Source organism: Pseudomonas cavernae, from assembly GCF_003595175.1.
GTDB lineage: Bacteria > Pseudomonadota > Gammaproteobacteria > Pseudomonadales > Pseudomonadaceae > Aquipseudomonas > Aquipseudomonas cavernae.
The window spans coordinates 3,590,398-3,614,193 of record NZ_CP032419.1 but is presented as its reverse complement, the minus strand read 5'-3'; the positions used below and the strand labels follow the sequence as shown (position 1 = coordinate 3,614,193).

General features: G+C 64.2%; 25 protein-coding genes. 8 read left to right on the top strand and 17 right to left on the bottom strand.

The window, feature by feature from the left end:
* Window positions 1-66 precede the first annotated feature (66 nt).
* A complete protein-coding gene (grxD, locus tag D3880_RS16505) occupies window positions 67-393 on the top strand; it encodes a Grx4 family monothiol glutaredoxin (RefSeq protein WP_119894516.1) in 327 nt (108 codons plus the stop codon).
* A gap of 56 nt (window positions 394-449) precedes the next feature.
* Here grxD and bfr read toward each other — a convergent pair whose 3' ends face one another.
* Window positions 450-920: a bacterioferritin gene (bfr, locus tag D3880_RS16500; RefSeq protein WP_119894515.1), complete on the bottom strand. Its 471-nt coding sequence runs from the start codon at window positions 918-920 to the stop codon at window positions 450-452.
* Window positions 921-1,119: 199 nt separating this feature from the next.
* Window positions 1,120-1,338 (bottom strand): bacterioferritin-associated ferredoxin, encoded by a 219-nt coding sequence (locus D3880_RS16495; protein ID WP_119894514.1) that lies wholly within the window; start codon window positions 1,336-1,338, stop codon window positions 1,120-1,122.
* Window positions 1,339-1,622: 284 nt separating this feature from the next.
* Here D3880_RS16495 and D3880_RS16490 point away from each other — a divergent pair, with 284 nt between their 5' ends.
* Window positions 1,623-2,225 carry a peroxiredoxin gene (locus D3880_RS16490; RefSeq protein ID WP_119894513.1) on the top strand — a complete coding sequence of 201 codons (603 nt, stop codon included), beginning with the start codon at window positions 1,623-1,625 and terminating at the stop codon, window positions 2,223-2,225.
* Between the two features lie 274 nt (window positions 2,226-2,499).
* Here D3880_RS16490 and rnt read toward each other — a convergent pair whose 3' ends face one another.
* A complete protein-coding gene (gene rnt, locus D3880_RS16485) occupies window positions 2,500-3,174 on the bottom strand; it encodes a ribonuclease T (protein ID WP_119894512.1) in 675 nt (224 codons plus the stop codon).
* Window positions 3,171-4,217, bottom strand: a complete 1,047-nt coding sequence (gene pyrC, locus D3880_RS16480; protein WP_119894511.1) for a dihydroorotase — start codon at window positions 4,215-4,217, stop codon at window positions 3,171-3,173. Before pyrC ends, rnt begins: the two co-directional genes overlap by 4 nt.
* A gap of 103 nt (window positions 4,218-4,320) precedes the next feature.
* On the opposite strand from pyrC, the gene D3880_RS16475 reads away from it, so the two are divergent.
* From D3880_RS16475 to gloA, 3 genes are all read left to right on the top strand, one after another.
* Entirely contained in the window at window positions 4,321-5,292 is a 972-nt protein-coding gene (locus D3880_RS16475) for a flagellar protein MotY (protein WP_218567579.1), read from the top strand.
* 129 nt (window positions 5,293-5,421) lie between these two features.
* Window positions 5,422-6,639 (top strand): argininosuccinate synthase, encoded by a 1,218-nt coding sequence (locus tag D3880_RS16470; RefSeq protein WP_119894509.1) that lies wholly within the window; start codon window positions 5,422-5,424, stop codon window positions 6,637-6,639.
* A 98-nt stretch (window positions 6,640-6,737) separates the two neighbouring features.
* Window positions 6,738-7,130 carry a lactoylglutathione lyase gene (gene gloA / locus D3880_RS16465; protein WP_119894508.1) on the top strand — a complete coding sequence of 131 codons (393 nt, stop codon included), beginning with the start codon at window positions 6,738-6,740 and terminating at the stop codon, window positions 7,128-7,130.
* 56 nt (window positions 7,131-7,186) lie between these two features.
* Here the strand turns inward: gloA and D3880_RS16460 are convergent, their stop codons facing one another.
* From D3880_RS16460 to metG, 9 genes are all read right to left on the bottom strand, one after another.
* Window positions 7,187-7,369, bottom strand: coding sequence for a PA3496 family putative envelope integrity protein (locus tag D3880_RS16460; protein WP_119894507.1), 183 nt, complete (start codon window positions 7,367-7,369; stop codon window positions 7,187-7,189).
* Window positions 7,370-7,475: 106 nt separating this feature from the next.
* Complete coding sequence (gene nth, locus D3880_RS16455; protein ID WP_119894506.1) at window positions 7,476-8,114, bottom strand: endonuclease III; 639 nt, start codon at window positions 8,112-8,114, stop codon at window positions 7,476-7,478.
* Window positions 8,111-8,830 carry an electron transport complex subunit E gene (locus D3880_RS16450; RefSeq protein WP_119894505.1) on the bottom strand — a complete coding sequence of 240 codons (720 nt, stop codon included), beginning with the start codon at window positions 8,828-8,830 and terminating at the stop codon, window positions 8,111-8,113. Before D3880_RS16450 ends, nth begins: the two co-directional genes overlap by 4 nt.
* Window positions 8,831-9,082: 252 nt before the next feature.
* On the bottom strand, window positions 9,083-9,727 hold the full coding sequence (rsxG, locus tag D3880_RS16440) for an electron transport complex subunit RsxG (RefSeq protein WP_119894504.1): 645 nt from the start codon (window positions 9,725-9,727) through the stop codon (window positions 9,083-9,085).
* A gap of 3 nt (window positions 9,728-9,730) precedes the next feature.
* Complete coding sequence (locus D3880_RS16435; protein ID WP_119894503.1) at window positions 9,731-10,762, bottom strand: RnfABCDGE type electron transport complex subunit D; 1,032 nt, start codon at window positions 10,760-10,762, stop codon at window positions 9,731-9,733.
* Between the two features lie 89 nt (window positions 10,763-10,851).
* Window positions 10,852-13,134 (bottom strand): electron transport complex subunit RsxC, encoded by a 2,283-nt coding sequence (rsxC, locus tag D3880_RS16430; RefSeq protein WP_119894502.1) that lies wholly within the window; start codon window positions 13,132-13,134, stop codon window positions 10,852-10,854.
* Window positions 13,131-13,706, bottom strand: coding sequence for an electron transport complex subunit RsxB (rsxB, locus tag D3880_RS16425; protein WP_119894501.1), 576 nt, complete (start codon window positions 13,704-13,706; stop codon window positions 13,131-13,133). The genes rsxC and rsxB overlap by 4 nt, the downstream gene beginning before the upstream one ends.
* Window positions 13,703-14,287: an electron transport complex subunit RsxA gene (rsxA, locus tag D3880_RS16420; protein WP_119894500.1), complete on the bottom strand. Its 585-nt coding sequence runs from the start codon at window positions 14,285-14,287 to the stop codon at window positions 13,703-13,705. The genes rsxB and rsxA overlap by 4 nt, the downstream gene beginning before the upstream one ends.
* A 185-nt stretch (window positions 14,288-14,472) precedes the next feature.
* Window positions 14,473-16,515 (bottom strand): methionine--tRNA ligase, encoded by a 2,043-nt coding sequence (gene metG / locus D3880_RS16415; protein ID WP_119895763.1) that lies wholly within the window; start codon window positions 16,513-16,515, stop codon window positions 14,473-14,475.
* 211 nt (window positions 16,516-16,726) lie between these two features.
* Here metG and apbC point away from each other — a divergent pair, with 211 nt between their 5' ends.
* A complete protein-coding gene (gene apbC / locus D3880_RS16410; protein WP_119894499.1) occupies window positions 16,727-17,821 on the top strand; it encodes an iron-sulfur cluster carrier protein ApbC in 1,095 nt (364 codons plus the stop codon).
* 147 nt (window positions 17,822-17,968) lie between these two features.
* Window positions 17,969-18,535, top strand: a complete 567-nt coding sequence (gene dcd, locus D3880_RS16405) for a dCTP deaminase (protein ID WP_119894498.1) — start codon at window positions 17,969-17,971, stop codon at window positions 18,533-18,535.
* A gap of 530 nt (window positions 18,536-19,065) precedes the next feature.
* On the opposite strand, the gene D3880_RS16400 is transcribed toward dcd, so the two are convergent.
* The 3 genes from D3880_RS16400 to D3880_RS16390 all read right to left on the bottom strand — a co-directional run bounded on the left by D3880_RS16400 (window position 19,066) and on the right by D3880_RS16390 (window position 22,635).
* Window positions 19,066-21,606, bottom strand: a complete 2,541-nt coding sequence (locus D3880_RS16400; protein WP_119894497.1) for a penicillin acylase family protein — start codon at window positions 21,604-21,606, stop codon at window positions 19,066-19,068.
* A 321-nt stretch (window positions 21,607-21,927) separates the two neighbouring features.
* Entirely contained in the window at window positions 21,928-22,131 is a 204-nt protein-coding gene (locus tag D3880_RS16395) for an SEC-C metal-binding domain-containing protein (RefSeq protein ID WP_119894496.1), read from the bottom strand.
* A 6-nt stretch (window positions 22,132-22,137) separates the two neighbouring features.
* Window positions 22,138-22,635, bottom strand: a complete 498-nt coding sequence (locus D3880_RS16390) for an LEA/WHy family protein (protein ID WP_119894495.1) — start codon at window positions 22,633-22,635, stop codon at window positions 22,138-22,140.
* Window positions 22,636-22,750: 115 nt separating this feature from the next.
* Here D3880_RS16390 and D3880_RS16385 point away from each other — a divergent pair, with 115 nt between their 5' ends.
* Window positions 22,751-23,272, top strand: a complete 522-nt coding sequence (locus D3880_RS16385) for a hypothetical protein (RefSeq protein WP_119894494.1) — start codon at window positions 22,751-22,753, stop codon at window positions 23,270-23,272.
* A gap of 54 nt (window positions 23,273-23,326) precedes the next feature.
* On the opposite strand, the gene D3880_RS16380 is transcribed toward D3880_RS16385, so the two are convergent.
* The gene (locus tag D3880_RS16380) at window positions 23,327-23,794 is read right to left on the bottom strand and encodes a YchJ family protein (RefSeq protein ID WP_119894493.1); all 468 of its coding nucleotides are present in this window, start codon (window positions 23,792-23,794) and stop codon (window positions 23,327-23,329) included.
* Window positions 23,795-23,796: the final 2 nt, after the last annotated feature.

Sequence of the window (23,796 nt, the reverse complement as noted above, 5' to 3'; positions counted from 1 at the left end):
GCTTTCCGTTACAATGCCGCCATCGTGCCGACCGGTGAGTCGGGAAGTTCAGTGCCGAGGTGCCCCATGGATATCATCGAAACCATCAAAGAGCAGATCGCCAACAACACCATTCTGCTGTACATGAAAGGCTCGCCGAATGCTCCGCAGTGCGGCTTTTCCGCCAAGGCGGCGCAGGTGGTGATGGCCTGTGGCGAGAAGTTCGCCTACGTCGACATCCTGCAGAACCCGGAAATCCGCGCCAACCTGCCGAAGTACGCCAACTGGCCGACCTTCCCGCAGCTGTGGGTCGGTGGTGAACTGGTCGGCGGCAGCGACATCATGGTCGAGATGTTCGAGAAGGGTGAACTGCAAACCCTGATCAAGGACGCGGCCAGCAAGGCCAGCGCCTGATTTCAGCGCAGTATGAAAAAAGCCCCGCGATGCGGGGCTTTTTTGTGCCTGCGGTTTTACTCGTCCATCTGCGATTGCAGGTAGTTTTCCAAACCAACCTTGTCGATCAGGCCGAGCTGGGTTTCCAGCCAGTCGATGTGCTCTTCCTCGGACGTGAGAATCTCTTCCAGCAGTTCACGGCTGCCGTAGTCGCCGATGCTCTCGCAATAGGCGATGGCGGCTTTCAGGTCGGGCACTGCGTGCTGTTCCAGCTTGAGGTCGCTGGCCAGCATTTCCTTGGTGTTCTCGCCGATCATCAGCTTGCCGAGGTCCTGCAAGTTGGGCAGGCCTTCGAGGAAGAGGATGCGCTTGATCAGCGTGTCCGCATGCTTCATCTCGTCGATGGATTCGTGGTATTCGTGCTCGCCGAGCTTCTTCAGACCCCAGTCTTCGTACATGCGAGCGTGCAGGAAGTACTGGTTGATCGCGACCAGCTCGTTGGCGAGGATCTTGTTGAGATGCTGGATGACTTTCTTGTCGCCTTTCATGTCTGCTCCTGCCGCACTAGGGAGTGGTTATCCCCAAAGTTTCGACCTGCAAGGTCGGGCTGTCAAACATAAGCTATTGAAATTTAAGTAAAAACTAATCTGAATACGAACGTTTTTGTTCCGCATTTTGCCGTTAACTGCTTGAATTCCAGGCATAAAAAAACCGGATTCTAGATCCGGCTTTGCGAGTGCGGGGTTATCAGGCGGCGACGAAACTTGCCGGGTAGGCGAGGGCGGCTTGGCTGCTCTGCATTTCGCTCAGGGTTTCGCGTACCACTTGCTTGGCCAGGCATGCGCATTTGCCGCATTGGCTGGCGACACCTAGGGTCTGGCGCACGTCGCGGTAACTGCAGCAGCCTTCAAAAATCGCCTCGCGGATTTGACCGTCGGTGACACCTTGGCAGAGACAGACGTACATGGGATCGCCCAAAACTCGAAGTGGCTTGATGGGCAGGATATTAATCTTAATGAGAATGCTTGTCAAAACTGATCTAGCTGGATTCCCATCTCCCCGATTAGTGGTAAGAGCCCTTATAAAACATAGGCTTAGGTGAGTATTCGGGCGCATTGAAGCGCTGGGCAATGCGGAAAACCGGGGTGTATGAAGATTGGCCCTATGGAGCGGGTCGTGTCATCGGGCGGTCGTGAGCGCTCGGGTATGAGTAGTACCGCTTCTTGCTCAACTCTTTGGGAGAAAAACGTATGAGCGTACTCGTAGGCAAGCAAGCCCCGGATTTCACGGTTGCCGCCGTGCTGGGCAATGGCGAGATCGTCGAAAGCTTCACCCTGTCCGCGGCCCTCAAAGGCAAATACGGCCTAGTGTTCTTCTACCCGCTGGACTTCACCTTCGTCTGCCCGTCCGAGCTGATCGCCCTGGACCACCGCATTCCCGACTTTCAGGCGCGCAATGTCGAGGTGATTGGGGTGTCCATCGACTCGCATTTCAGCCACAACGCCTGGCGCAACACGCCGGTGGACAAGGGCGGCATCGGCCCGGTGCGCTATACCCTGGCAGCCGACGTCAAACACGAAATCGCCAAGGCTTATGACGTCGAGTCGGATGACGGTGTGGCCTACCGTGGCGCCTTCCTCATCGACAAGAGCGGTGTGGTGCGTTCGCAGATCGTCAACGACCTGCCGCTTGGCCGCAACATGGATGAGCTGCTGCGCCTAGTCGATGCCCTGCAATTCACCGAGGAGCACGGCGAAGTCTGCCCGGCGAACTGGAAGAAGGGCGACAAGGGTATGACCGCTTCGCCGGAAGGTGTAGCCAAGTACCTGGCCGAGAACGCCAGCAAGCTCTGAGAGCCTGTTCACGATCTGCTGCGCGTCGGCCATGTTGCGTTAAAACGTAGCGAAGCGGAGTAACAGCCGAAGGCTGGCCCGCAGGGCGAGCGCAGCGAGTCATGCTCATTTACAACGCGTAAACTGTGCTTCTTCGCCCGATTTCGCCTTGCCTGACCTTGGCTCGCGAGATCGTAAACAGGCTCTGAGATTTGCCGCCAGCAATAAATAAAGCCCCGCAGTTGCGGGGCTTTTTATTGGGCGTTGCAGCCAGGTCGCCGATTGAGCTGTTCACTCAGTCGTCGAAGTCCATCCAGCCGCCCATTTCCTTCCAGCGGTTGACGATGCCGCAGAACAGCTCGGCGGTCTTTTCCGTGTCATAGCGGGCCGAATGCGCCTCGCGGCCGTCGAATTCGATCCCCGCGCTCTGGCAGGCTTTCGCCAGCACGGTCTGACCGTAGGCCAGGCCCGCGAGGGTGGCGGTATCGAAGCTGGAGAAGGGGTGGAACGGATTGCGCTTGATCCCGGTACGCGCCACGGCGGCATTCAGGAAGCCCAGATCGAAGCTGCTATTGTGGCCAACCAGGACGGCGCGCTTGCAGCCGTTGGCCTTCAGCGACTTGCGTAGGCTGCGGAAAATCTCCGTCAGCGCATGCTCTTCGCTGACGGCCATGCGCAGCGGGTGATCGAGCTTGATTCCGGTGAACTCCAGGGCGGCCTGCTCGATATTGGCGCCTTCGAACGGCTCGACACGGAAAAACAGGGTGTGCTCGGGGAACAGCAAGCCTTGTTCGTCCATGCCGATGGTGGTGGCGGCGATTTCCAGCAGGGCGTCGGTGGCGCAGTTGAAGCCGCCGGTCTCGACATCCACCACCACCGGCAGGTAGCCGCGAAAGCGCGCGGCCATCGGGTGACGCGGGCCGGACGGCAGGCTGACGTCGAGTTCGTCGTCGTACAGGTTTTCGCTCACGCGCGATCCTCCAACAGACGCCAGCGCAGTTTTTCACCGGCGCGCAGGGGGATCACCGACAGCTCGCCGAAGGGCAGGCTGGCCGGGGCAGTCCACTCCTCGCGCACCAGGGTGATGGTGTCGCGGTTGCGCGGCAGGCCATAGAAGTCCGCACCGTAATGGCTGGCGAAGGCTTCCAGCTTGTCCAGCGCATTGCGCTGCTCGAAGGCCTCGGCGTACAGCTCGATGGCCGCATAGGCGGTGTAGCAGCCGGCGCAGCCGCAGGCGGCTTCCTTGGCGTGCTGGGCGTGCGGCGCCGAGTCGGTGCCGAGGAAGAACTTGCGGTTGCCGCTGGTGGCGGCCGCAAGTAGCGCTTCCTGATGCACGTTGCGCTTGAGGATCGGCAGGCAATAGAAGTGCGGGCGAATGCCGCCGACCAGCATGTGGTTGCGGTTGTACAGCAGGTGATGGGCGGTAATGGTGGCGCCGACGTTGGCCGGTGCCGCCAGGACGAACTGCACCGCCTCGCGGGTGGTGATGTGCTCGAACACCACCTTCAGGGTCGGGAAGCGCTCGACCACGCGGCTCAGCTGTTCCTCGATGAAGAACTGCTCGCGGTCGAACACGTCGATTTCGTCGCGGGTGACCTCGCCGTGCACCAGCAGCGGCAGGCCGACCTCGGCCATGGCTTCCAGCACTGGGAAGATCTTGTCGATGCTGGTCACGCCGGAGTCCGAGTTGGTGGTGGCGCCGGCCGGATAGAGCTTGGCCGCATGGACGAAACCGCAGGCTTTGGCGGCGCGGATGTCGGCCGACGTGGTGCTGTCGGTCAGGTACAGCACCATCAGCGGTTCGAAACGGCTGCCGGTCGGACGGGCGGCGAGAATGCGCTGGCGATAGGCGTCTGCCTCTTCGGCATTGCGCACCGGCGGCACCAGGTTGGGCATGATGATGGCGCGGCCGAAGGTGCGCGCCACGTCGGCGACGGTTTGCGTCAGTGCGGCACCGTCGCGCAGGTGAATATGCCAGTCGTCGGGACGCAGCAGGGTCAGGCGGTCAGACATGGGGAGTTCCAGGCGGGTAAAACAGGCCTGGAATGCTACCGGAAAAGCCACTTTCAGGCACTCGCTATCAAGTTTCGTCCTGGCTGACCGATACCTCTCGGGAATGCCGTTATTCCCCGTGGAGCCTGCTGTGCGCCAGCCAATCATTGTTCTGCTCAGCCTGTTCGCCAGCCTGCCGGCGCTGGCACTGACCTTCCAGACCCGGCTGGAGAAGGTCGAGTGGAAGGTCGAGGGCGATCAGTTCGAGTGCCGGCTGTCGCAGGCGATCACCGACTTCGGCAGCGGCGAATTCGTCCGTCGCGCCGGCGAGCAGGCGACCTTCCGCCTGCAGGCGCGCGAGCGCTGGCTGGGTGCCGGTTCGGCGACGCTGCTGGCGGCGGCCGCGCCCTGGCAGCCGGGGCGCGGCGATATCAACCTCGGCGTGGTCAGCGTCGGTACTGGCGAGGTGCCGTTCAATAGCACCCAGTTGCAGGCCGGGCGCCTGCTCAGCGGCCTGCTGGACGGGCGCAGTCCGCTGGTGCGCCACCGCAGCCGGCAGAGTGGCGAGCAGCTGGAGGTGCGCTTGTTGCCGGTCAAGTTCACCAAGGCCTACGACGATTATCTGGCCTGTACCAGCAAGCTGCTGCCGGTCAATTTCGAGCAGATCAAACAGGCCCAGGTGGGGTTTTCCGGCGGCGGTACGGCGCTGGACGAGCTGGCGCGCAGCAAGCTGGAAATCATCCTGCAATATCTGCGCGCCGACCCCAGCGTCAACCATATCGAGCTGGATGGCCATTCCGACAACAGCGGCAACCGGCTGACCAACCGCGACCTGTCGCGGCGGCGGGCGCTGGCGGTGCAGGACTACCTCAAGGCCAACGGTGTGGCGGCAGAGCAGATCGTCATGCGCTTTTATGGCGAGCAATACCCGCTGGTGGCGAACCGCAACGAGTCCAGTCGGGCGAAGAACCGACGGGTGACCGTCCACCTGTCGCGTGAGGCGCCGTCGCCGGCCGCCGCGCAGGCGCCAGCGGCGGCCCCCACCCCTGCAGCGTCAGGCCCCGTGGCTGCCGGCAAAGCGCCTGCCGCATCCTGAGATCGCGTGGGTGTCGCGTCGGCGAAAGAAGCCGTCGCCTCGTCGTCACAAGCTGTCGCACCCCTGTAATTTGGCCGCCGGGGTCAGTAGAATCACGGGTTTTCCGTAATACCCCGTGGAGTTGATGGCATGGCGGACGTGAAGAAGGTTGTCCTGGCTTATTCCGGTGGCTTGGACACCTCGGTGATTCTGAAGTGGCTGCAAGATACCTATAACTGCGAAGTGGTGACCTTCACTGCCGACCTCGGTCAGGGTGAAGAGGTCGAGCCGGCCCGTGCCAAGGCGCAGGCCATGGGTGTCAAGGAAATCTACATCGACGACCTGCGCGAAGAGTTCGTGCGCGACTTCGTTTACCCGATGTTCCGCGCCAACACCGTCTATGAAGGCGAGTACCTGCTGGGTACTTCCATCGCCCGCCCGCTGATCGCCAAGCGTCTGATCGAGATCGCCAACGAAACCGGCGCCGATGCCATTTCCCACGGCGCCACCGGCAAGGGCAACGACCAGGTGCGTTTCGAGCTGGGCGCCTATGCGTTGAAGCCGGGCGTGAAAGTCATCGCCCCGTGGCGCGAGTGGGACCTGCTGTCGCGTGAGAAGCTGATGGACTACGCCGAGAAGCATGCCATTCCGATCGAGCGTCACGGCAAGAAGAAGTCGCCGTACTCCATGGATGCCAACCTGCTGCACATCTCCTATGAAGGCGGCGTGCTGGAAGACACCTGGACCGAGCACGAAGAAGACATGTGGAAATGGACCGTCTCCCCGGAGAAGGCTCCCGATGCGCCGACCTACATCGAGCTGACCTACCGCAAGGGTGACATCGTCGCCATCGACGGCGTCGAGATGACCCCGGCGCAGGTGCTCACCGAACTGAACCGCGTCGGCGGCGCGAACGGCATCGGCCGTCTCGACATCGTCGAGAACCGCTACGTCGGCATGAAGTCGCGCGGCTGCTACGAGACCCCTGGCGGCACCATCATGCTGCGCGCCCACCGCGCCATCGAGTCGATCACCCTCGACCGCGAAGTCGCGCACCTGAAAGACGAGCTGATGCCGAAGTACGCCAGCCTGATCTACACCGGCTACTGGTGGAGCCCGGAGCGTCTGATGCTGCAGCAGATGATCGACGCCTCGCAGACCAACGTGAACGGTGTAGTGCGCCTGAAGCTGTACAAGGGCAACGTCATCATCGTCGGCCGCAAGTCCGACGACTCGCTGTTCGACGCCAATATCGCCACCTTCGAGGACGATGCCGGCGCGTACAACCAGGCCGACGCCGCGGGCTTCATCAAACTCAACGCGCTGCGCATGCGCATCGCCGCGAACAAGGGGCGCAAGCTGTTCTGATAGACTCCGCGGTTCTAGCCACACCCATAACCCCGGCCAAGCGCCGGGGTTATGCTTTTATGAGCCACCACCAGTGGCCAGCCATGAGGAGACCATCGATGAGACTGCTGCATACCATGCTGCGGGTCGGCGACCTGGACAAATCCATCGCCTTCTACACCGAAGTGCTGGGCATGACCCTGCTGCGCCGCAACGATTACCCGGACGGCCAGTTCACCCTGGCGTTCGTCGGTTATGGCGACGAGGCGCACAACAGCGTGATCGAGCTGACCCATAACTGGGGCGTGAGCGAGTACGAGCTGGGCAGCGGCTATGGCCATATCGCCCTGGAAGTGGAAGATGTCTACAAGGCCTGCGAAGACATCCGTGCCCGTGGCGGCAAGATCACCCGCGAAGCGGGGCCGATGAAGCACGGCCGCAGCATCCTGGCCTTCGTCGAGGACCCGGACGGTTACAAGATCGAACTGCTGTCGCCGCATCGTCGCGATTGAGTGAAAGCCGCAGACATAAAAAAGCCCCGCAGCTGCGGGGCTTTTTATTGAGCGGGTTACAGATCGAAGTCGTATTCGGCCAGTTGCTTGTTCAGGCGACGCTCTTCCAGCAGGTTGTCGATCAAGCGGCGCTTGGTCAGGTTGGTTTTCGCCACTTCAACCGGAGCCTCCAGATTACCTTCAGAGTCTTCCGCGGCGAGGTCGTCATCGAGTTCGATATCTTCTTTGCCAGTGCTCATGATCGTGCTCCAGGCTACCTAAGCCATTTGCGCACCTTATATCGGCAAAATCGGGGTCGGTAAAAAAGTTTTTTTCAATCGGGTTGTTAGCTAAACCACGGTCCAGTCAATCGTCAGAGGTCTTGTGTTTGTATTCGCACAGGTCCTCGATCCGGCAACTGCCGCAGCGGGGTTTGCGCGCCTGGCAGACGTAGCGACCGTGCAGGATCAGCCAGTGGTGGGCGTCGAGGAGGAATTCCTTGGGCACGACTTTCAGCAGTTTTTGCTCCACCTCCAGCACGTTTTTGCCCGGGGCGATGCCGGTGCGGTTGCTGACCCGGAAGATGTGTGTGTCCACCGCCATGGTCAGTTGGCGGAAGGCGGTGTTGAGCACCACGTTGGCGGTCTTGCGGCCGACCCCGGGCAACGCCTCGAGCTCTTCGCGGGTCTGCGGCACCTGGCCGCCGTGCTGTTCGACCAGGATGCGGCAGGTCTCGATGACGTTCCTGGCCTTGCTGTTGAACAGGCCGATGGTCTTGATGTACTCGCTCAAACCCTCGACACCCAGGGCATAGATCGCCTCCGGCGTGTTGGCCACCGGGAACAGCTTGGCGGTGGCCTTGTTGACGCCGACGTCGGTGGCCTGGGCGGAGAGGATCACCGCGATCAGCAGCTCGAAGGGCGTGGAGTAGGCCAGCTCGGTGCGCGGGTCGGGATTGTCCTCATGCAGGCGGCGAAAGATTTCCTGGCGTTTGGCGGCGTTCACTCAATCACTCCGGTTACCCGCACGCGGCGGCTCGGTGCCGGTGTCTGGTCGTCCTGCGGCACTGGTGCGCGGGCGGCGACCATTTCATCGATTCGGTTCTTCAGGGCGATCAGCAGACCCAACACCAGGAAGGCGCCGGGCGGCAGGATGGCCAGGAGAAAACCCTGGTAATGCGGGAACACGCTGATCTGCCAGTCGGCGGCCATGGAGCCGAACAGCAGCTGCATGTTGCCGAGCAGCATGCCGGTGCCGAACAGTTCGCGCAGGGTACCGAGGGCGAGCAGCACCAGGCCGAAGCCCACCCCCATCATCAGGCCGTCGAAGCCGGCCTGCAGCACATTGTGCTTCGCCGCGAAGGCTTCGGCGCGGCCGAGGATGATGCAGTTGGTGGTGATCAGCGGGATGAAGATGCCGAGGATCTGGTACAGCTCGTAGGTGTAGGCGCGCATCAAGAGCTCGATGCAGGTGGTCAGCGCGGCGATGATCATCACGAAGATCGGCAGGCGCACGGCGTCGCTGACGGCGTTGCGGATCAGCGCCACGGCGGCGTTGGAACAGGCCAGCACCAGGGTGGTGGCCAGGCCCAGGCCGAGGGCGTTGACCATCGAATTGCTGGTGCCGAGCAGCGGGCAGAGGCCGAGCAGCTGCACCAGGCCGGGGTTGTTCTTCCACAGGCCGTTGATGGTGATCTCGCGGTAGGTAGGGTGCGTTCTCAATTATTGCCTCCGTTGCGCCGGAGTCTGCTTTTGCGCAGAGCAAGGCATGAGGAGTGAGGTTTGGTTATTCCAAATGAACGACGAATAACGCCGCGCTGCGCAAAAGCAGGCCCGGCCCTTCGGGTTGCGCCTGCAAACGGGCCATGCGGTGTTGCAGCCCTTGGCAAGGGAACGACCATTGCCTGCGGGCTGCGCCTTGCCTGGCCCGCTTGCAGGCAGCAACGCAATCGGGGAAATAATTGAGAACGCACCCTAACCATTGGGCTTCTCCTCGGCGCCGAGCAGCTCGGCCTTGTGCGCATCGAAATATTGCAGGGCCAGATGCACGGCCTTGACCACCGCACGCGGGGTGATGGTGGCGCCGGCGAACTGGTCGAATAGGCCCTGATCTTTCTTCACCGCCCAGCCACTGTCGCCGGGATTGCGCAGCGAGCGGCCCTCGAACTCGCGGACCCAGGGGCTCTTGCTCAACTCGATCTTATCGCCTAGGCCCGGGGTTTCATTGTGTTTGACCGCGCGCACGCCGGCCAGCCGACCATCGGCCTGGATGCCCACCAGCAGGTGGATGGCACCGCCGTAGCCGTCCGGCGCGCTGACCTGGAGGATCACCGCGCTGGGCCGGCCGTTCAGGCGGGCGACATAGGCCGGCAGCGGTTTGGCCTTGCCCAGCAGTTTCGGGGCGAAGACTTCCACCGTGCTGTCGAGCAGCTGGTTGTCGTAGCTGCCGGCGGGGAGGATCTCGCCGAGGGTGCGTGCCTGGGCCTCGCGCTCGGCGGCTTGGATGCGGCTGGCGGTGGCTTGCTGGGTGAGCGCCACCAGCCCCACGGTGACGATGGCGAACAGCCCGAGCAGCAGGCTGTTCTTCAGCATCGAGCGACTGATTTCCGGCAGTGCCACGGTTCACTCTCCGATCTTGAAGCCGCGCTCGGCCTTGCGGTGGCCGTAGGTGCGCGGGCGGCTGTAGTAGTCGATGGTCGGTGCCGCCAGGTTCATCAGCAGCACGCCGAAGGCCATGCCATCCGGGTAGCCGCCCCAGGTGCGGATGATGTAGACGATGATGCCGACCCCGGCGCCGAAGATCAGCCGGCCGCGGTTGCTGGTGGCGCCGCTGACCGGGTCGGTGACGATGAAGAAGGCGCCGAGCATGGTCGCGCCGCTGAACAGGTGGAACAGCGGCGAGCCATTGGAGTCCGAGCCGCTGCCGTTCCAGAACACCAGGCTCATCAGCGCCAGGGCGGCGAGCATGCCGACCGGTGCGTGCCAGCTGAACAGGCGCTTGTACAGCAGGTACAGGCCGCCAGCCAGGAAGGCCAGGTTGACCCAGCCCACCGCCTGGCCGCCGGCACCGCCGAAGCCGGGATAGCGGGCGCGTAGTTCCTCGAGGGTCAGGCTCTGGTTGGTCTTCAGTACGTCCAGGGCGGTGGCCTGGCTCCAGCCGTCGGGCAGGCTGGCGAGGCCGAGGATGCGTTGCAGCGCTTCCAGCAGGCCGACGCTGTGCGGCGCCGGCCAACTGGTCATGACCAGCGGGAAGGAAATCAGCACCACCGCATAGCCGATCATCGCCGGGTTGAACGGGTTCTGTCCGAGGCCGCCGTACAGCTGCTTGCCGAACAGGATGGCGAAGCCGGTGGCGATCAGCGTCAGCCACCAGGGCGCATAGGGCGGCAGGGCCAGGGCCAGCAGCACGGCGGTGACCAGGGCGCTGCCGTCCTTGAGGAAGAACTGTATCGGGCGCCTGCGCGCGGCCAGGACCGCAGCCTCGCAGCCGAGCGCCACCGCGCTGGCCCACAGCAGGTTGATCAGCGTGCCGAAGCCGTACAGCCAGGTCAGCGCCAGCACACCCGGCAGGGTGGCGAGCAGCACCTGGAGCATGACGCCCTGGGTGCGGTTGCCGCCCTTGGCATGGGGCGAGGTGATGCGGGGCAGGGCCATGGGGGCTCCGGTTCGTCTGCTGGGGGCGATCTATGTCGCCCGGCCAGCTGGGTTGTTGTACTCCCTCTCCCATTCATGGGAGAGGGGAGTTATCCGTCGTGTTCCTGCAACTTGCGTTCGGCCTCCGCCAGCCGCGCGCGGGCGGCTTGCAGCACCTCGGCGCCGGCCTGTTCGTGCTCGAGCTTGCGCAGGTCGGCGCGGGCGAAGGCCAGTTCGGTTTTCAGCGCACGGCTGGCTTCGTCCACCGGGCGTTTATCGGTGCGCACCAACTGCGGCACGGGCTTGCCGGAGGCATCCTCGGCGGCGTGCAGCGCCTGTTCGGCGGCGCTCAGCGAGGCTTGTAGGGCTTGCAACTCATCACCCGTCGCGCCGGCTTGCTCGGCTTTCTTCAGTTCGGCGCGCTTCATTGCCAGGTCGATCTTCGCCCGTTTCAAGGCCCCATCGTCGGCTGGTACCGGGGTTGGAGCGGTTTCGCTGGCTGCCAGCCGCTGTTCGGCGCTGGCCAGTTCCGCGCGCAGACGCTCCAGTTCGGCCTGTTGTTCGGCGCTGGGAGTATCGCCAGCGGCGGCTTCGGTTTTCTTCAGCTGGGCGCGGAGCATGGCGGCCTGGATCTGGGCTCTTTTTCGCGCGGCCTCATCCACGGCCGGCGCGACGTCGGCTGCGGTCGTGCCGGCGGCTAGGGCCGCGTCGAGGGCCTGTTGCGCGGCGGCGGCGGCCTGGCGCAGTTCGTCGACCTGGGCCTGCAATTCCGCCGTGGCGTGGGCGGCCAGCTGCTTCTCGGCCTTCTTCAGGGTGACCTGGGCCATGCTGGCGGCGATCTTCAGGCGCTTTTGCTCGTCGCTGAGCGTGCCGGCCTTTTGCGCCTGCACGCGGGCGATGGCGTTGTCGGCTGGCGGCGCGGCGGCGTTCTGCTCGGCATGGGCGCGAGCCCGCTCGGCCTTTTCCAGGCGCGCCTGGCGTTCGGCGTCGCGGCGCTGCTCGTCGCGGCGCAGGCGCTCCTGGCGCTGTTCGAAGCGCTGGCGCGCTTGCTCGGCCTTCAGCTGCTTGTGCTCCTGCTCGCGGATGTCCGCCTTGGCGGCGCGGTAGTACTGCACCAGCGGAATGCTCGATGGGCAGACATAGGCGCAGGCGCCGCACTCGATGCAGTCGAACAGGTGGTGGGCCTTGAGCTGCTCGTGCTCCTGGCCGAGGGCGAAGAAGTGCAACTGCTGCGGCAGCAGGCTGGCCGGGCAGACCTCGGCGCAGTCGCCGCAACGGATGCAGGCCATGGACGGCGATGGCGCGGGCAGTTCTTCGCGGCTACCGGCCAGCAGGCAGTTGCTGGTCTTGATCAGCGGCACGTCCATGGACGGCAGGGTGAAGCCCATCATCGGCCCGCCCATCAGCAGGCGTTCGAGCTTGTCCGGTTGCAGACCGGCAAAGGCCAGCAGCTCGCCGACCGGGGTACCGAGCAGGGCGTTGACGTTCATCGGCCGGCCCAGCGCCGCGCCGGTGAGGGTGACGATGCGCGAAATCAGCGGCTGGTCGAGCACCACAGCGTTGTGGATGGCGACACAGGTGCCGACGTTCAGGCAGAGCATGCCGATGTCCGCCGGCAGGCCGCCGCTCGGCACCTCGGCGCCGGTGAGGATCTGGATCAGCTGCTTTTCGCCGCCGGATGGGTAGCGGGTCGGGAACTCGCGCAGTTGGTAGGGCCGCTCGCCCAGCGCGGCGCGTATAGCGGCGCTGGCCTCGGGCTTGTTGTCCTCGATGCCGATCAGCACCTGTTCGGGTTGCAGCAGGTGGGAGAGGATGTCGATGCCGCTGACCAACTCGGCGGCGAACTCGCGCATCAGCATGTCGTCGGCGCTGATGTAGGGCTCACACTCGGCGCCGTTGATCACCAGGGTGCTGATCTTCTCCGCCGGCCGCGCGCGCAGTTTGGCCTCGGTGGGGAAGCCGGCGCCGCCGAGACCGCTGATGCCGGCCTGGCGGATCTTCTCCAGCAGCGTCGCCGGCTGCAGCTGGCGATAATCGGCGCAGGGGGCCAGTTCGCACCACTCATCCTGGCCATCGCTGTCGATGACGATGGCCGGCGCCGGCAGGCCGGAGACGTGCGGGTAGGGCTGTAGGCCGATAAAGCTGACGGTGCCGGAGGTCGGCGCATGCAGCGGCGCGCTGACGAGGCCGCTGGCGACGGCGATCAGCTGGCCCTTGAGCACCCGTTCGCCGACCCGCACGAGTGGCTCGGCCGGCGCGCCGATGTGCTGATTGAGCGGCAGGATCAGGCGCTTGGGCAGCGGCGCCGGCTGGATCGGCAAGGCGGTGGACTGGCGCTTGTTGTCCGGCGGATGGATGCCGCCGGGCATCTCCCACAACTGCTGGGCCGTCATGCCGCTTGCTCCCGGTCTGTGGCGATCAGGCGTGCGGACGGCAGCGGCAGTTCCCACTTCCAGTTGTGCAGGTTGCTGCCGACCACCAGCATGTCGATGCAGTCCACCGGACAGGGCTCGACGCACAGGTCGCAGCCGGTGCATTCGCTGACGATCACCGTATGCATCTGCCGCGCGGCGCCGACTATGGCATCCACCGGGCAGGCCTGGAGGCACTTGGTGCAGCCGATGCATTCGGCCTCGCGGATATAGGCGACCCGTTGCGGCAACGCGCCTTCGGCCGCATCCAGCGGTTCGGGCTCGACATCCAGCAGCGCGGCCAGGGCGGCGATGGTCGCTTCGCCACCGGGCGGGCACTTGTTGATCTTGTCGCCGGCGGCGATCGCCTCGGAATAGGGCTTGCAGCCGGGGTAGCCGCACTGGCCACACTGAGTCTGCGGCAGCAGGGCGTTGACCTGTTCGGCGATCGGGTTGCCTTCGACCTTGAAGCGTACCGCGGCGTAGCCGAGGATCGCGCCGCACACCAGGCACAGCACCAGCAGCGCGAGGATGGCGCTGAGGATCAGGCTCATGGCTTGACCAGACCGGTGAAGCCCATGAACGCCAGCGACATCAGGCCGGCGGTGATCATGCCGATCGCCGCGCCCTGGAAGGGTTTCGGCACGTCGGCGATGGCGATGCGCTCGCGCAGGGCGGCGAACAGCACCAGCACCAGGGAGAAGCCCAGGCCAGCGGCGAAGCCGCGGGTCGTGGCGCCGAGAAAGCCGAGTTCGCTCTGGTTGGCATTCAGCAGGGCGACGCCGAGCACGATGCAGTTGGTGGTGATCAGCGGCAGGAAGATGCCAAGCACGCGGTAGAGCAGCGGGCTGGTCTTGTTCACCACCATCTCGGTGAACTGCACCACCACGGCGATCACCAGGATGAAGCCGATGGTGCGCAGGAACTCCAGGTCCAGCGGCTTCAACACGTACTGCTGCAGCAGATAGCTGCACATCGCCGCGAGGGTGAGGACGAAGGTGGTGGCCAGCGCCAGGCCGATGGCGGTCTCGATCTTGCGTGACACGCCCATGAACGGACAGAGGCCGAGGAACTGCACCAACACGAAGTTGTTGACCAGGATGGCGCTGACCAGGATCAGGGCGAATTCAGTCATGGGTTGCGCATCCGTCGTGGGCCGGCAGTAAAGAGCAAGGGAACAGGCGGCCCATTATCGAAAAGGCCGCCAGGGCAAACAAGTCGGGCGCCAGGCGCCGCGAAGCCTTTGCGGGCTTGCGCGGTATTATCCGGCGCTCTGCTTCAAGGTTAGCGCAGGCACGGCGGGGGCCATGCCCGCCGCGCTTACTTGACCCGCTGGCCGGGCTTGGCGCCGTTGTCCGGGCTGAGCAGGTAGATGTCTTCGCCGCCGGGGCCGGCGGCCAGGACCATGCCTTCGGAGACGCCGAACTTCATCTTGCGCGCGGCCAGGTTGGCCACGTACAGGGTCAAGCGGCCTTCCAGTTTGCTCGGGTCCGGGTAGGCGCTCTTGATCCCGGAGAACACGTTGCGTTTGGCGTCGCCGATATCCAGGGTCAGGCGCAGCAGCTTGTCGGCGCCTTCGACGAACTCGGCTTTCTCGATCAGGGCGATGCGCAGGTCGACCGCGGCGAAGGTGTCAAAGGCGATTTCCGCGGCCAGCGGCTCCTTGCTCAGTTCTCCGTTGCCTTGCGGCGGGTTGCTGGCTTCGGTGGCGGCGAGGTCTTCCTTGGAGGCTTCGATCATGGCTTCGATTTTCGCGGGCTCGATACGGGTCAGCAGCGGATTGAACGGATTCAGCTGGTGGTTGGCCAGCAGGCTCTGGTGGTCGTCCCAAGTCAGCGGCGCGACATTCAGGAAGGCCTCGGCGGCGCTGGCCAGATTCGGCAGCACCGGCTTGAGGAGGATCACCAGTTGGCGGAACAGGTTCACGCCCAGGGCGCACACGGCCTGCACTTCAGCCTGCTTGCCGTCCTGCTTGGCCAGGACCCAGGGCGCCTTGTCGGCGATCCAGGCATTGGCGCGGTCGGCCAGCGCCATGACCTCGCGCATGGCGCGGGAGAAATCGCGGGCCTCGTAGGCCTCGGCGATGCTCGGCGCGGCGGCCTGGAAGGCCTCGGTCAGTTCCGGCGCGGCGTTGCCGGCGACCAGCACGCCGGCGTTGCCCTTGTGGATGAAGCCGGCGCAGCGGCTGGCGATGTTGACCACCTTGCCGACCAGGTCGGAGTTGACCTTCTGCACGAAGTCTTCGAGGTTGAGGTCGAGGTCGTCGACGCCACGGCCGAGCTTGGCGGCGTAGTAGTAGCGCAGGTATTCCGGATTCAGGTGATCCAGATAGGTGCGTGCCTTGATGAAGGTGCCGCGTGATTTGGACATCTTCTGGCCGTTGACCGTGAGGTAGCCGTGCACGTTGACGCCGCTCGGCTTGCGGAAACCGGCGCCTTCGAGCATCGCCGGCCAGAACAGGGCGTGGAAGTTGACGATGTCCTTGCCGATGAAGTGGTACAGCTCGGCCGTCGAGTCCTTGGCCCAGAAGGCATCGAAGTCCAGCTCCGGGCGCTTGGCGCAGAGGTTCTTGAAACTGGCCATGTAGCCGATTGGCGCGTCCAGCCAGACGTAGAAGTACTTGCCCGGTTCGTCGGGAATCTCGAAGCCGAAGTACGGCGCATCGCGGCTGATGTCCCACTCTTGCAGGCCGCCATCCAGCCATTCGGCGATCTTGTTGGCTACCGCGTCTTGCAGGGTGCCGCTGCGCGTCCAGCTTTTCAGCATGGCCTCGAAGTCCGGCAGCTTGAAGAAGAAATGCTTGGACTCCTTGAGCACCGGCACGGCGCCGGAGATGGCCGAGCGCGGGTTCTTCAACTCGGTCGGCTCGTAGGTGGCGCCGCATTTCTCGCAGTTGTCGCCGTACTGGTCCTCGGCCGCGCATTTCGGGCAGGTGCCCTTGATGAAACGGTCGGCGAGGAACATGCCCTTTTCCGGGTCGAAGTACTGGGTCACCGCGCGGGTGGCAATGTGCCCGGCGTCGCGCAGCTTCAGGTAGATGGCGCTCGACAGCTCGCGGTTCTCTTCCGCGTGGGTGGAGTGGTAGTTGTCGAAGTCGACCAGGAAGTCGGCGAAGTCGGCGGTGTGCTCGGCTTTGACGTTGGCGATCAACTGTTCGGCGCTGATGCCTTCCTTCTCGGCCCGCAGCATGATCGCCGAACCGTGGGCGTCGTCGGCGCACACATACACGCACTGGTTGCCGCGCAGCTTCTGGAAACGCACCCACATGTCGGTCTGGATGTACTCGAGCATGTGGCCGAGGTGGATCGAACCGTTGGCATAGGGCAGGGCGCTGGTGACGAGAATCTTGCGGGCTTCGGACATGGTGATCGGCTGCACTGGTATTTCGAGGGAAGTCGGCAACTATATAGGCGCAGTCGTTTTTTTTCACCCGTGACGCCGTGTCAGAACCCTGTAGGAGCGAATTCATTCGCGATAGGGAGCACATCGCGAATAAATTCGCTCCTACGAAAAGCCGGCTTGCGGCTGCTGTTATCATTCCCGGCTGTTTTGCTCAGCCTTTCGGAGTTGCCCCATGAGCTCTATCACCCGCGAAGCGGTTGAATCCTGCCTGCGCCAGTTCACCGACCCCCATCTCAATCAAGACCCAGTCAGCGCCGGCTGCGTGCGTGAGATCGACATCCAGGGCGAGCGCGTCAGCGTGCGCCTGCAGCTGGGCTACGCCGCCGGCCTGTTCAAGAGTGGCTGGGCGCAGATGCTGCAGATGGCCCTGGAGAACCTCGACGGTGTCAGCCAGGCCAAGGTCGAGATCGACTGCGAGATCGCCGCGCACAAGGCCCAAGCCCAGGTGCCGGCGCTGGCCAACGTCAAGAACGTGATCGCCGTGGCCTCCGGCAAGGGCGGCGTGGGCAAGTCCACCACCGCCGCCAACCTGGCCCTGGCCCTGGCGCGCGAGGGCGCCAAGGTCGGCATCCTCGATGCCGATATCTACGGCCCCAGCCAGGGCATCATGTTCGGTATCCCCGAGGGTACCCGGCCGCTGGTCAAGGATCAGAAGTGGTTCGTGCCGCTCAAGGCGCATGGAGTGGAAGTCATGTCCATGGCCTTTCTCACCGACGACAACACGCCGATGGTCTGGCGCGGGCCGATGGTGTCCGGCGCGCTGCTGCAGCTGATCACCCAGACCGCCTGGGGCGACCTCGACTATCTCGTCGTCGATATGCCGCCGGGCACCGGTGATATCCAGCTGACCCTGGCGCAGAAGGTGCCGGTGGCCGGCGCGGTGATCGTCACCACGCCGCAGGATCTGGCCCTGCTGGACGCCAAGAAGGGCGTGGAGATGTTCCGCAAGGTCAATATCCCGGTGCTCGGCGTGGTGGAGAACATGGCCGTGCACATCTGCTCGAATTGCGGGCATGCCGAACATCTGTTCGGCGAGGGCGGCGGCGAGAAGCTGGCGGCGCAGTACGGCGTCGAGTTGCTGGCCTCGCTGCCGTTGTCGATGGCCATCCGCATCCAGTCCGACGGCGGCACGCCGACCACCGTGGCCGACCCGCAAAGCCAGATCGCCATGCTCTACCAGCAGGCCGCTCGCTGCGTCGGCGCGCGCATCGCCCTGAGCGAACAGACTGCGGCGGCGATGCCGAATATCGTCATCTCCGACGATTGAGGTCGGTTGTGCAGGAGCCGGCCTGCCGGCTCCTGCAAAATCGCCAAGGCGCGAGTCCTGCCGACGACGGCCTTTGAACCGCGCTTTGCCTCCCGGTAAGATGCGCGCTCACTTTTTCACCAATCGCCATTCAGGACGACGCCCGCCATGAGCATCAAATCGGATAAATGGATTCGCCGCATGGCCCAGGAACACGGCATGATCGAGCCCTTCGTCGAGCGCCAGGTGCGCGCCGAAGGCGCCGAACGGCTGATCTCCTACGGGGTCTCCAGCTACGGCTACGACGTGCGCTGCGCCGACGAGTTCAAGGTGTTCACCAACATCCACTCGGCCACCGTCGACCCGAAGAACTTCGATGAGAAGAGCTTCGTCGACGTCAAAGGTCCGGTGTGCATCATTCCGCCGAACTCCTTCGCCCTGGCGCGCACCGTCGAGTACTTCCGCATCCCGCGCAACGTGCTGACCATCTGCCTGGGCAAGAGCACCTATGCGCGCTGCGGCATCATCGTCAACGTCACCCCGCTCGAGCCGGAGTGGGAGGGCCATGTGACCCTGGAGTTCTCCAACACCACCACCCTGCCGGCGAAGATCTACGCCAACGAGGGCATTGCGCAGATGCTGTTCCTCGAATCCGACGAGAGCTGCGAGGTGTCCTACAAGGATCGTGGCGGCAAGTACCAGGGCCAGACCGGCGTGACCCTGCCGAAGACCTGATCGTTCTGGCGTGGCCAAAAGCCGGGCATCTGCCCGGCTTTTTTCTGCGCGCAGCAATCTCGCCAGCCTATGCCACGCTTCTATTGGGTGATTCAGCCTGACAACTGCGCGCAACCCACGCGCTCAGGAGGTACGAGATGGTCAGTGGTAAACCACTTGTCGGCGGTATCCCGGGGCAGCCGGATCCGGATGGCCCCGAGGAGCCCGTCAAGCCGCATCAGCCCCATGAGCCCGAAGAGCCCACAGTGCCGGACCAACCGCCGCCGGCGCCTTTGCTGTGAATCGCCCAGCCTTTGCCCGGACAGAAAATAGGCGCCTAGTCGGCGGCCGGAGTTAAAACGATGCGAAGGTTCTGCGTGGTCTGTGCCGGTAAAGTTCACAACCGGCACGCTTCAACCATTCTCGCGGGCAAAAGTCGCGGGCAAAAGAAAGGGCGCCAGTAGGCGCCCGAAGAAGATGATCTAGGAGTAAGTCCGTTAACTCTGAGCCACTCGGCTCCTGGTTAGTTCAGCGACTCCGATGAATGGTCGTCATTTTCCCGGCACCAGCATCAGGCGTTTGCTGCCGTAGGTCTTGTCGATGTTCTGTGACTGGAACGGGAAGCTCAGGTACTGGCCCTTGCGCCAGCTGTCGATGCCGTCGGCGTAGTGCGGGCTGGCCGGGTTGCCGGACTGACCCGAACTGTTGACGCCGAGCATCGGCTCGGCCTGGCCAAAGTCGACGACGATGCGCATGGCCGGGATCAGCCAGGTGTCGAAGTCCTGGCCCCAGTGGTAGGCGGAGACGTTCAAGGTGCTGTGGTCGCCGCCGGCCGGGTAGGGGCCGCGATCCAGGTAGTCCTTGATCGCGTTGATCCCGGTGCGCTGGCTGGCGCTCATGTACTTGGCCATCTGCGTGGTTTCCGTGGCCCAGCTGTAGCTGTGCAGCTTGCCCCATTGCCAAGCTTGGCGGTCGCCGTCGAGCTTGCTCTCGGCGAATCCGACGGCGGCGGCCAGGCTGCGGGCGAGGATGGCCGGCTTGTCTTCCTGCTGCGCGGTGTTGAGGTCGTCCCAGAACGGGCTGTCCTCGCGGCCGAGCAGGTGGTCGGCCTGCGCCGAGTAGGACAGGTTGGCGGTTTCCACCAGGGCCTGCCAGGCCGGGCTGGTGTCCGGGCCGAGCTCGTCGAGGAAGGTCTGTCGTGCACTTTCGTGCAGGAAGGCGGCGTACAGCGCCGCGTCCGCCGAGGTGGCGGCCAGGCGACCGTCGAAGGCCATCAGGCGGCTATAGGCTTCGCGGGCCTTGGCGCGGTCGGCGGCGGGCAGGGCATCGATGGCCTTCTGCAGCGGCTGGGCCATGCCCGGGGCCTCGAACATGGCCTGCAGCTTGGCGGCGAAGGGTGAGGTCTGGTCCAGTTGCATGGCGATCATGCTGCGACCGTCGTGCTTGCCGCTGCCAGCCAGCTGGGCGATGCGCTCGCCGCGCTCGGGGTAGTACCAGGAATTGGACAGCTGCATGCCGTAGCCATGCGGCACGGTGCGCTGGTTGGCGGTGCCCAGCCAGCCTTGCTGCGGGTCCTGGTCGTAGGGGTGGAGCATCGGGTCGGCATAGCCGTCCCAGTCATAGCGGCCATCCCAGCCGGGCGAGGGCAGCAGGCCGATGCCGTCGCGGCGGTTGGGGTAGCGGCCGGTGACCTGCCAGCCGATGTGCTGGGCATCGGCGAACACCAGGTTGAGGGCGATCGCGCGCACCTCGCGGGTCGCCTCGAAGGCCTGCTCCACCGATTGCGAGCGGGATAGATCGAAGAAGGCGTCGAGACTCTTGTCCGCTTCGAGCTGCGTGGTTTGCAGGGCCAGGCCGTAGCCACTGGCCAGTTGCAGCGGTTGCAGCATGTGCTTGCGCTCGCCGAGCAGGCTGTTCAGCAGCGGACCGTGGCGGGTCTCGTAGAGGGTTTCACGTATGGGCCGCTGACCCTTGATGAAGAAGGTTTCCTGGCGCTCGCGGGCCGGTTGCCATTTGCCGTCGGCCTGGTAATAGAGGCGATTGCCCTGGCGTTTGAGCTTCTCCAGGAACAGGTCCTGGTTGTCGCCCATGACCATGGTCATGCCCCAGGCCAGCTTGCCGTTGAAGCCGGCCACCACCGCCGGCACCCCAGCGACTGTGACGCCGGCGGCCTGGAATTTCGGCGCACGGATCTGCACGAAGTTCCACGCCGAGGGCATGGCGATCGGCAGGTGGGTGTCGTTGGCCAGCAGGCTCTTGCCGCTGCGGCTGCGCTGCGGGGCAATGGCCCAGTTGTTGGAGGCGGCGACGCCGAGCTTGTCCAGCGCCGCGATCTGGCTGGCGGCGGCGTTGACCGCGGCGAGCCCCTGGATCTGCCCGCCGAGCACCAGGCCCTTGAGTTTCTCCGCCTCGGCGAATGGCAACTGCTCGTCCGGGTAGGTCGGCGTCAGCCAGGCCAGCTTGTCGGCGCCGACCTTCTGCGCCAGCACCAGCGAGGCGATCTCCTCCTGCAGGTTCACCGCCAGGCCGAAGTTCATCAGGCAGAACACCAGCACCGAGTCTTCCGGTTTCCAATAAGCCGGGCGATAGTCGGATTCGGCCAGGTTCATCGGCAGCTTGTCGCGGTAGCGGAACAGGTAGGCGTTGACGCCGCGGGCGTAGACCTCGAAGAACCTCTTCAGCCGCGGCGAGGCGTTCTTGTACAGCACCTCGGCGCTTTGCCTGAGGTTGGCCGCGCGCATGAAACGGTCGATCTCCAACACCCCAGGGCCGGCCATTTCCGCCAGGCGGCCCTCGGCCATCAGGCGCATGCCGACCATTTGGCTGAGGCGGTCGCTGGCGTGCACATAGCCGAGGGCGAACAGCGCGTCATGGAAGGTGCTGGTTTCGATCAGCGGCATGCCCAGCGCGTTGCGGCGGATCGACACACTCTGCGCCAGGCCCTTGACCGGCTGGATGCCGGAGGTCGGCGGCAGGCTGTCGGCATATTGGCTGTTCAGCCAGCCCTGGCAGCCGGTCAGGGCGAGCATGCCGGTGAATATGGCCGCGGCGGCGAAGCGGGGGAGGAAGCGCTGAAGGGCTGGCGAGGCCATGGGGTGAAGCTCCTGCGGATGGCGTTGGGCAGGCGCTACGTTAGTGAGCCGCCCTCCACCGCGCAAGCCACGGCGGACGGGTTGTGCGGCTTTATTTAGGCTATCTCGCAGTTGGCTGTTGGGCGGCGCAACGCTTTGTAGTCAGCTTGCTGGCGATCACTGCCTGACTACGCAGAGCCGTTGGGTTGCGCGCAGCGATAGCCAACGAGCAGGCGCCGATGGATATCGCGCCGCCTAAGGCGAGCGGATGCCCGTCTGATCGGCTGGCGGAAAGCAACAGGCCCGCACGAAGCGGGCCTGTTGGCAGGGTTGTGGAGTCGGTCAGGCGCCGTGGCACTTCTTGAATTTTTTCTGGCTGCCACAGGGACACGGATCGTTGCGGCCAACGTCTTTCAGGGCGTTGCGCACCGGCTCCTGCGGGCCATGGTTGCAATGCGGGCCGTGCACGTGGCCGTGCTCATGGTGGTGGTCGTGATCATGGTCGTGATCGCAATCAGGACCGTGGACGTGGGGTTGCTGGCTCATGGGGAGCTACTCCGGGATGAAATCGCCGGGAATTATCTCGCCATTTCGGCTCAGGTGCACGCTGCGACCGAACAGGAAACCGGTTTTCACCTCGCCCTGCAGGCGATAGCGGATCGGTTGGTCGGGGCTTTCGAGCAGCTTGACGATGGGTTTCATGTGGCGCCAGAGATTGGTGCGCAGCGGCACCTTGAAGACATAGTGCCCGTTCGCCGGCACGGTGAAGCTGACGTTGGATTCGCCGTCGGCGAGCTTCATGTCGTTTAGGTACAGGCTGTAGTCCAGACCACGCACGGAAAGGCTGCAGGCGTTCGGATTGTCGATGCGAAAGCGCAGGACAAACTTCTGCTCCATTAGTTTGGCTCTGACCACATCAACTTTGATGAGGCGGACATCCGGGTCCTTGAAATCACCTGGAATCCAGGTGGAGCATCCTGCAAGGCCTGACACGAGGCCAAAAAACATCAATAGGCTGATAATTTTTATCATTTTCGCCTGGTAAAACATTTCAATGCTCCGCTAGGGGCCTCAGTGTGTAACAAGCAACTGCTTGGCCGCAACGTGTTGTTTGCGGAAAAAAACCTGCGCCATACTGAACGGCGAATTGGACAGGAGTGTGACGATGGGCCCTTATGAAATCGCGTTTTCCGGCCAGTTGGTGCCAGGCGCCCAGTTGGAGCTGGTCAAGGCCAACCTGGCCAAGCTGTTTCAGGCCGACGCTCAGCGCATCGACCTGTTGTTCTCCGGGCGGCGCATCGTGATCAAGAACAACCTCGATGGCGCGGCAGCGGAGAAATACCGCTCGACTCTGGAACGCGCCGGAGCGCGGGTCGAGGTGGTGGCCATGGAGATCGAAATCGAGGAAGTCGAACTGGCGCCGCCGCCTGCCCCGGCCGCCTCTGCCGGGCGTTTGCAGGTGAAGCCTCGCGATGAATATATGGCGGCGTTCGTCGACGTCGACGCGCCGGACTTCGGCATCGCTCCGGCAGGTGCCGATCTGCAGGATGCTCGCCCTGAACCGGTGGCGCCGGCGGTCGATCTTTCCCAGTTCAGCTTGGCGCCGGCCGGCAGCGACATGGGCCAGGCCAAGCCCGCTCCGGCAGCGCCAGCGCCCGATACCTCGCATCTGAAACTGCAGGACTAAACCATGAGGCCCGCAGTCGCGGGCCTCATGGTTTTTTGTGGCGCAGCTGCAAAATCACACGAAACCAGCGCAGCATTTCTTGAACTTCAGGCCGCTGTTGCAGGGGCAGGGATCGTTGCGGCCGGCCTTGAGCGGCACAGTCGAGTCGATGTAGTACCAGCGGCCGTTGTGCTGCACGAAGGCGGAGCGCTCGTGATGGGCATGCTCGCCCTGGGCATCGTGCCAGCGCGCGGTGAAGGTGACGAAGGCGTGCTCGGGCTGGCCGCCGAGGACCTCCGAACTTTCCACCTCCAGCCCCAACCAGGTGCTCTGGGCGCTCCAGGCGCTGATCGCGGTGCGGTCGAGGCTGGACTGCTGGGCGGGCAGCGTGGTCGCCAGCAGGTAATCGCTCAGGCCTAATACATAGGCGCTGTAGCGCGAACGCATCAGATGTTCGGCGCTCGGTGCCGGTGTTCCCACGTGATAACGGCCGCAGCATTCATCCAGGTGACTGCTGCTACCGCAGGGGCAGGTAGGCTCCATGA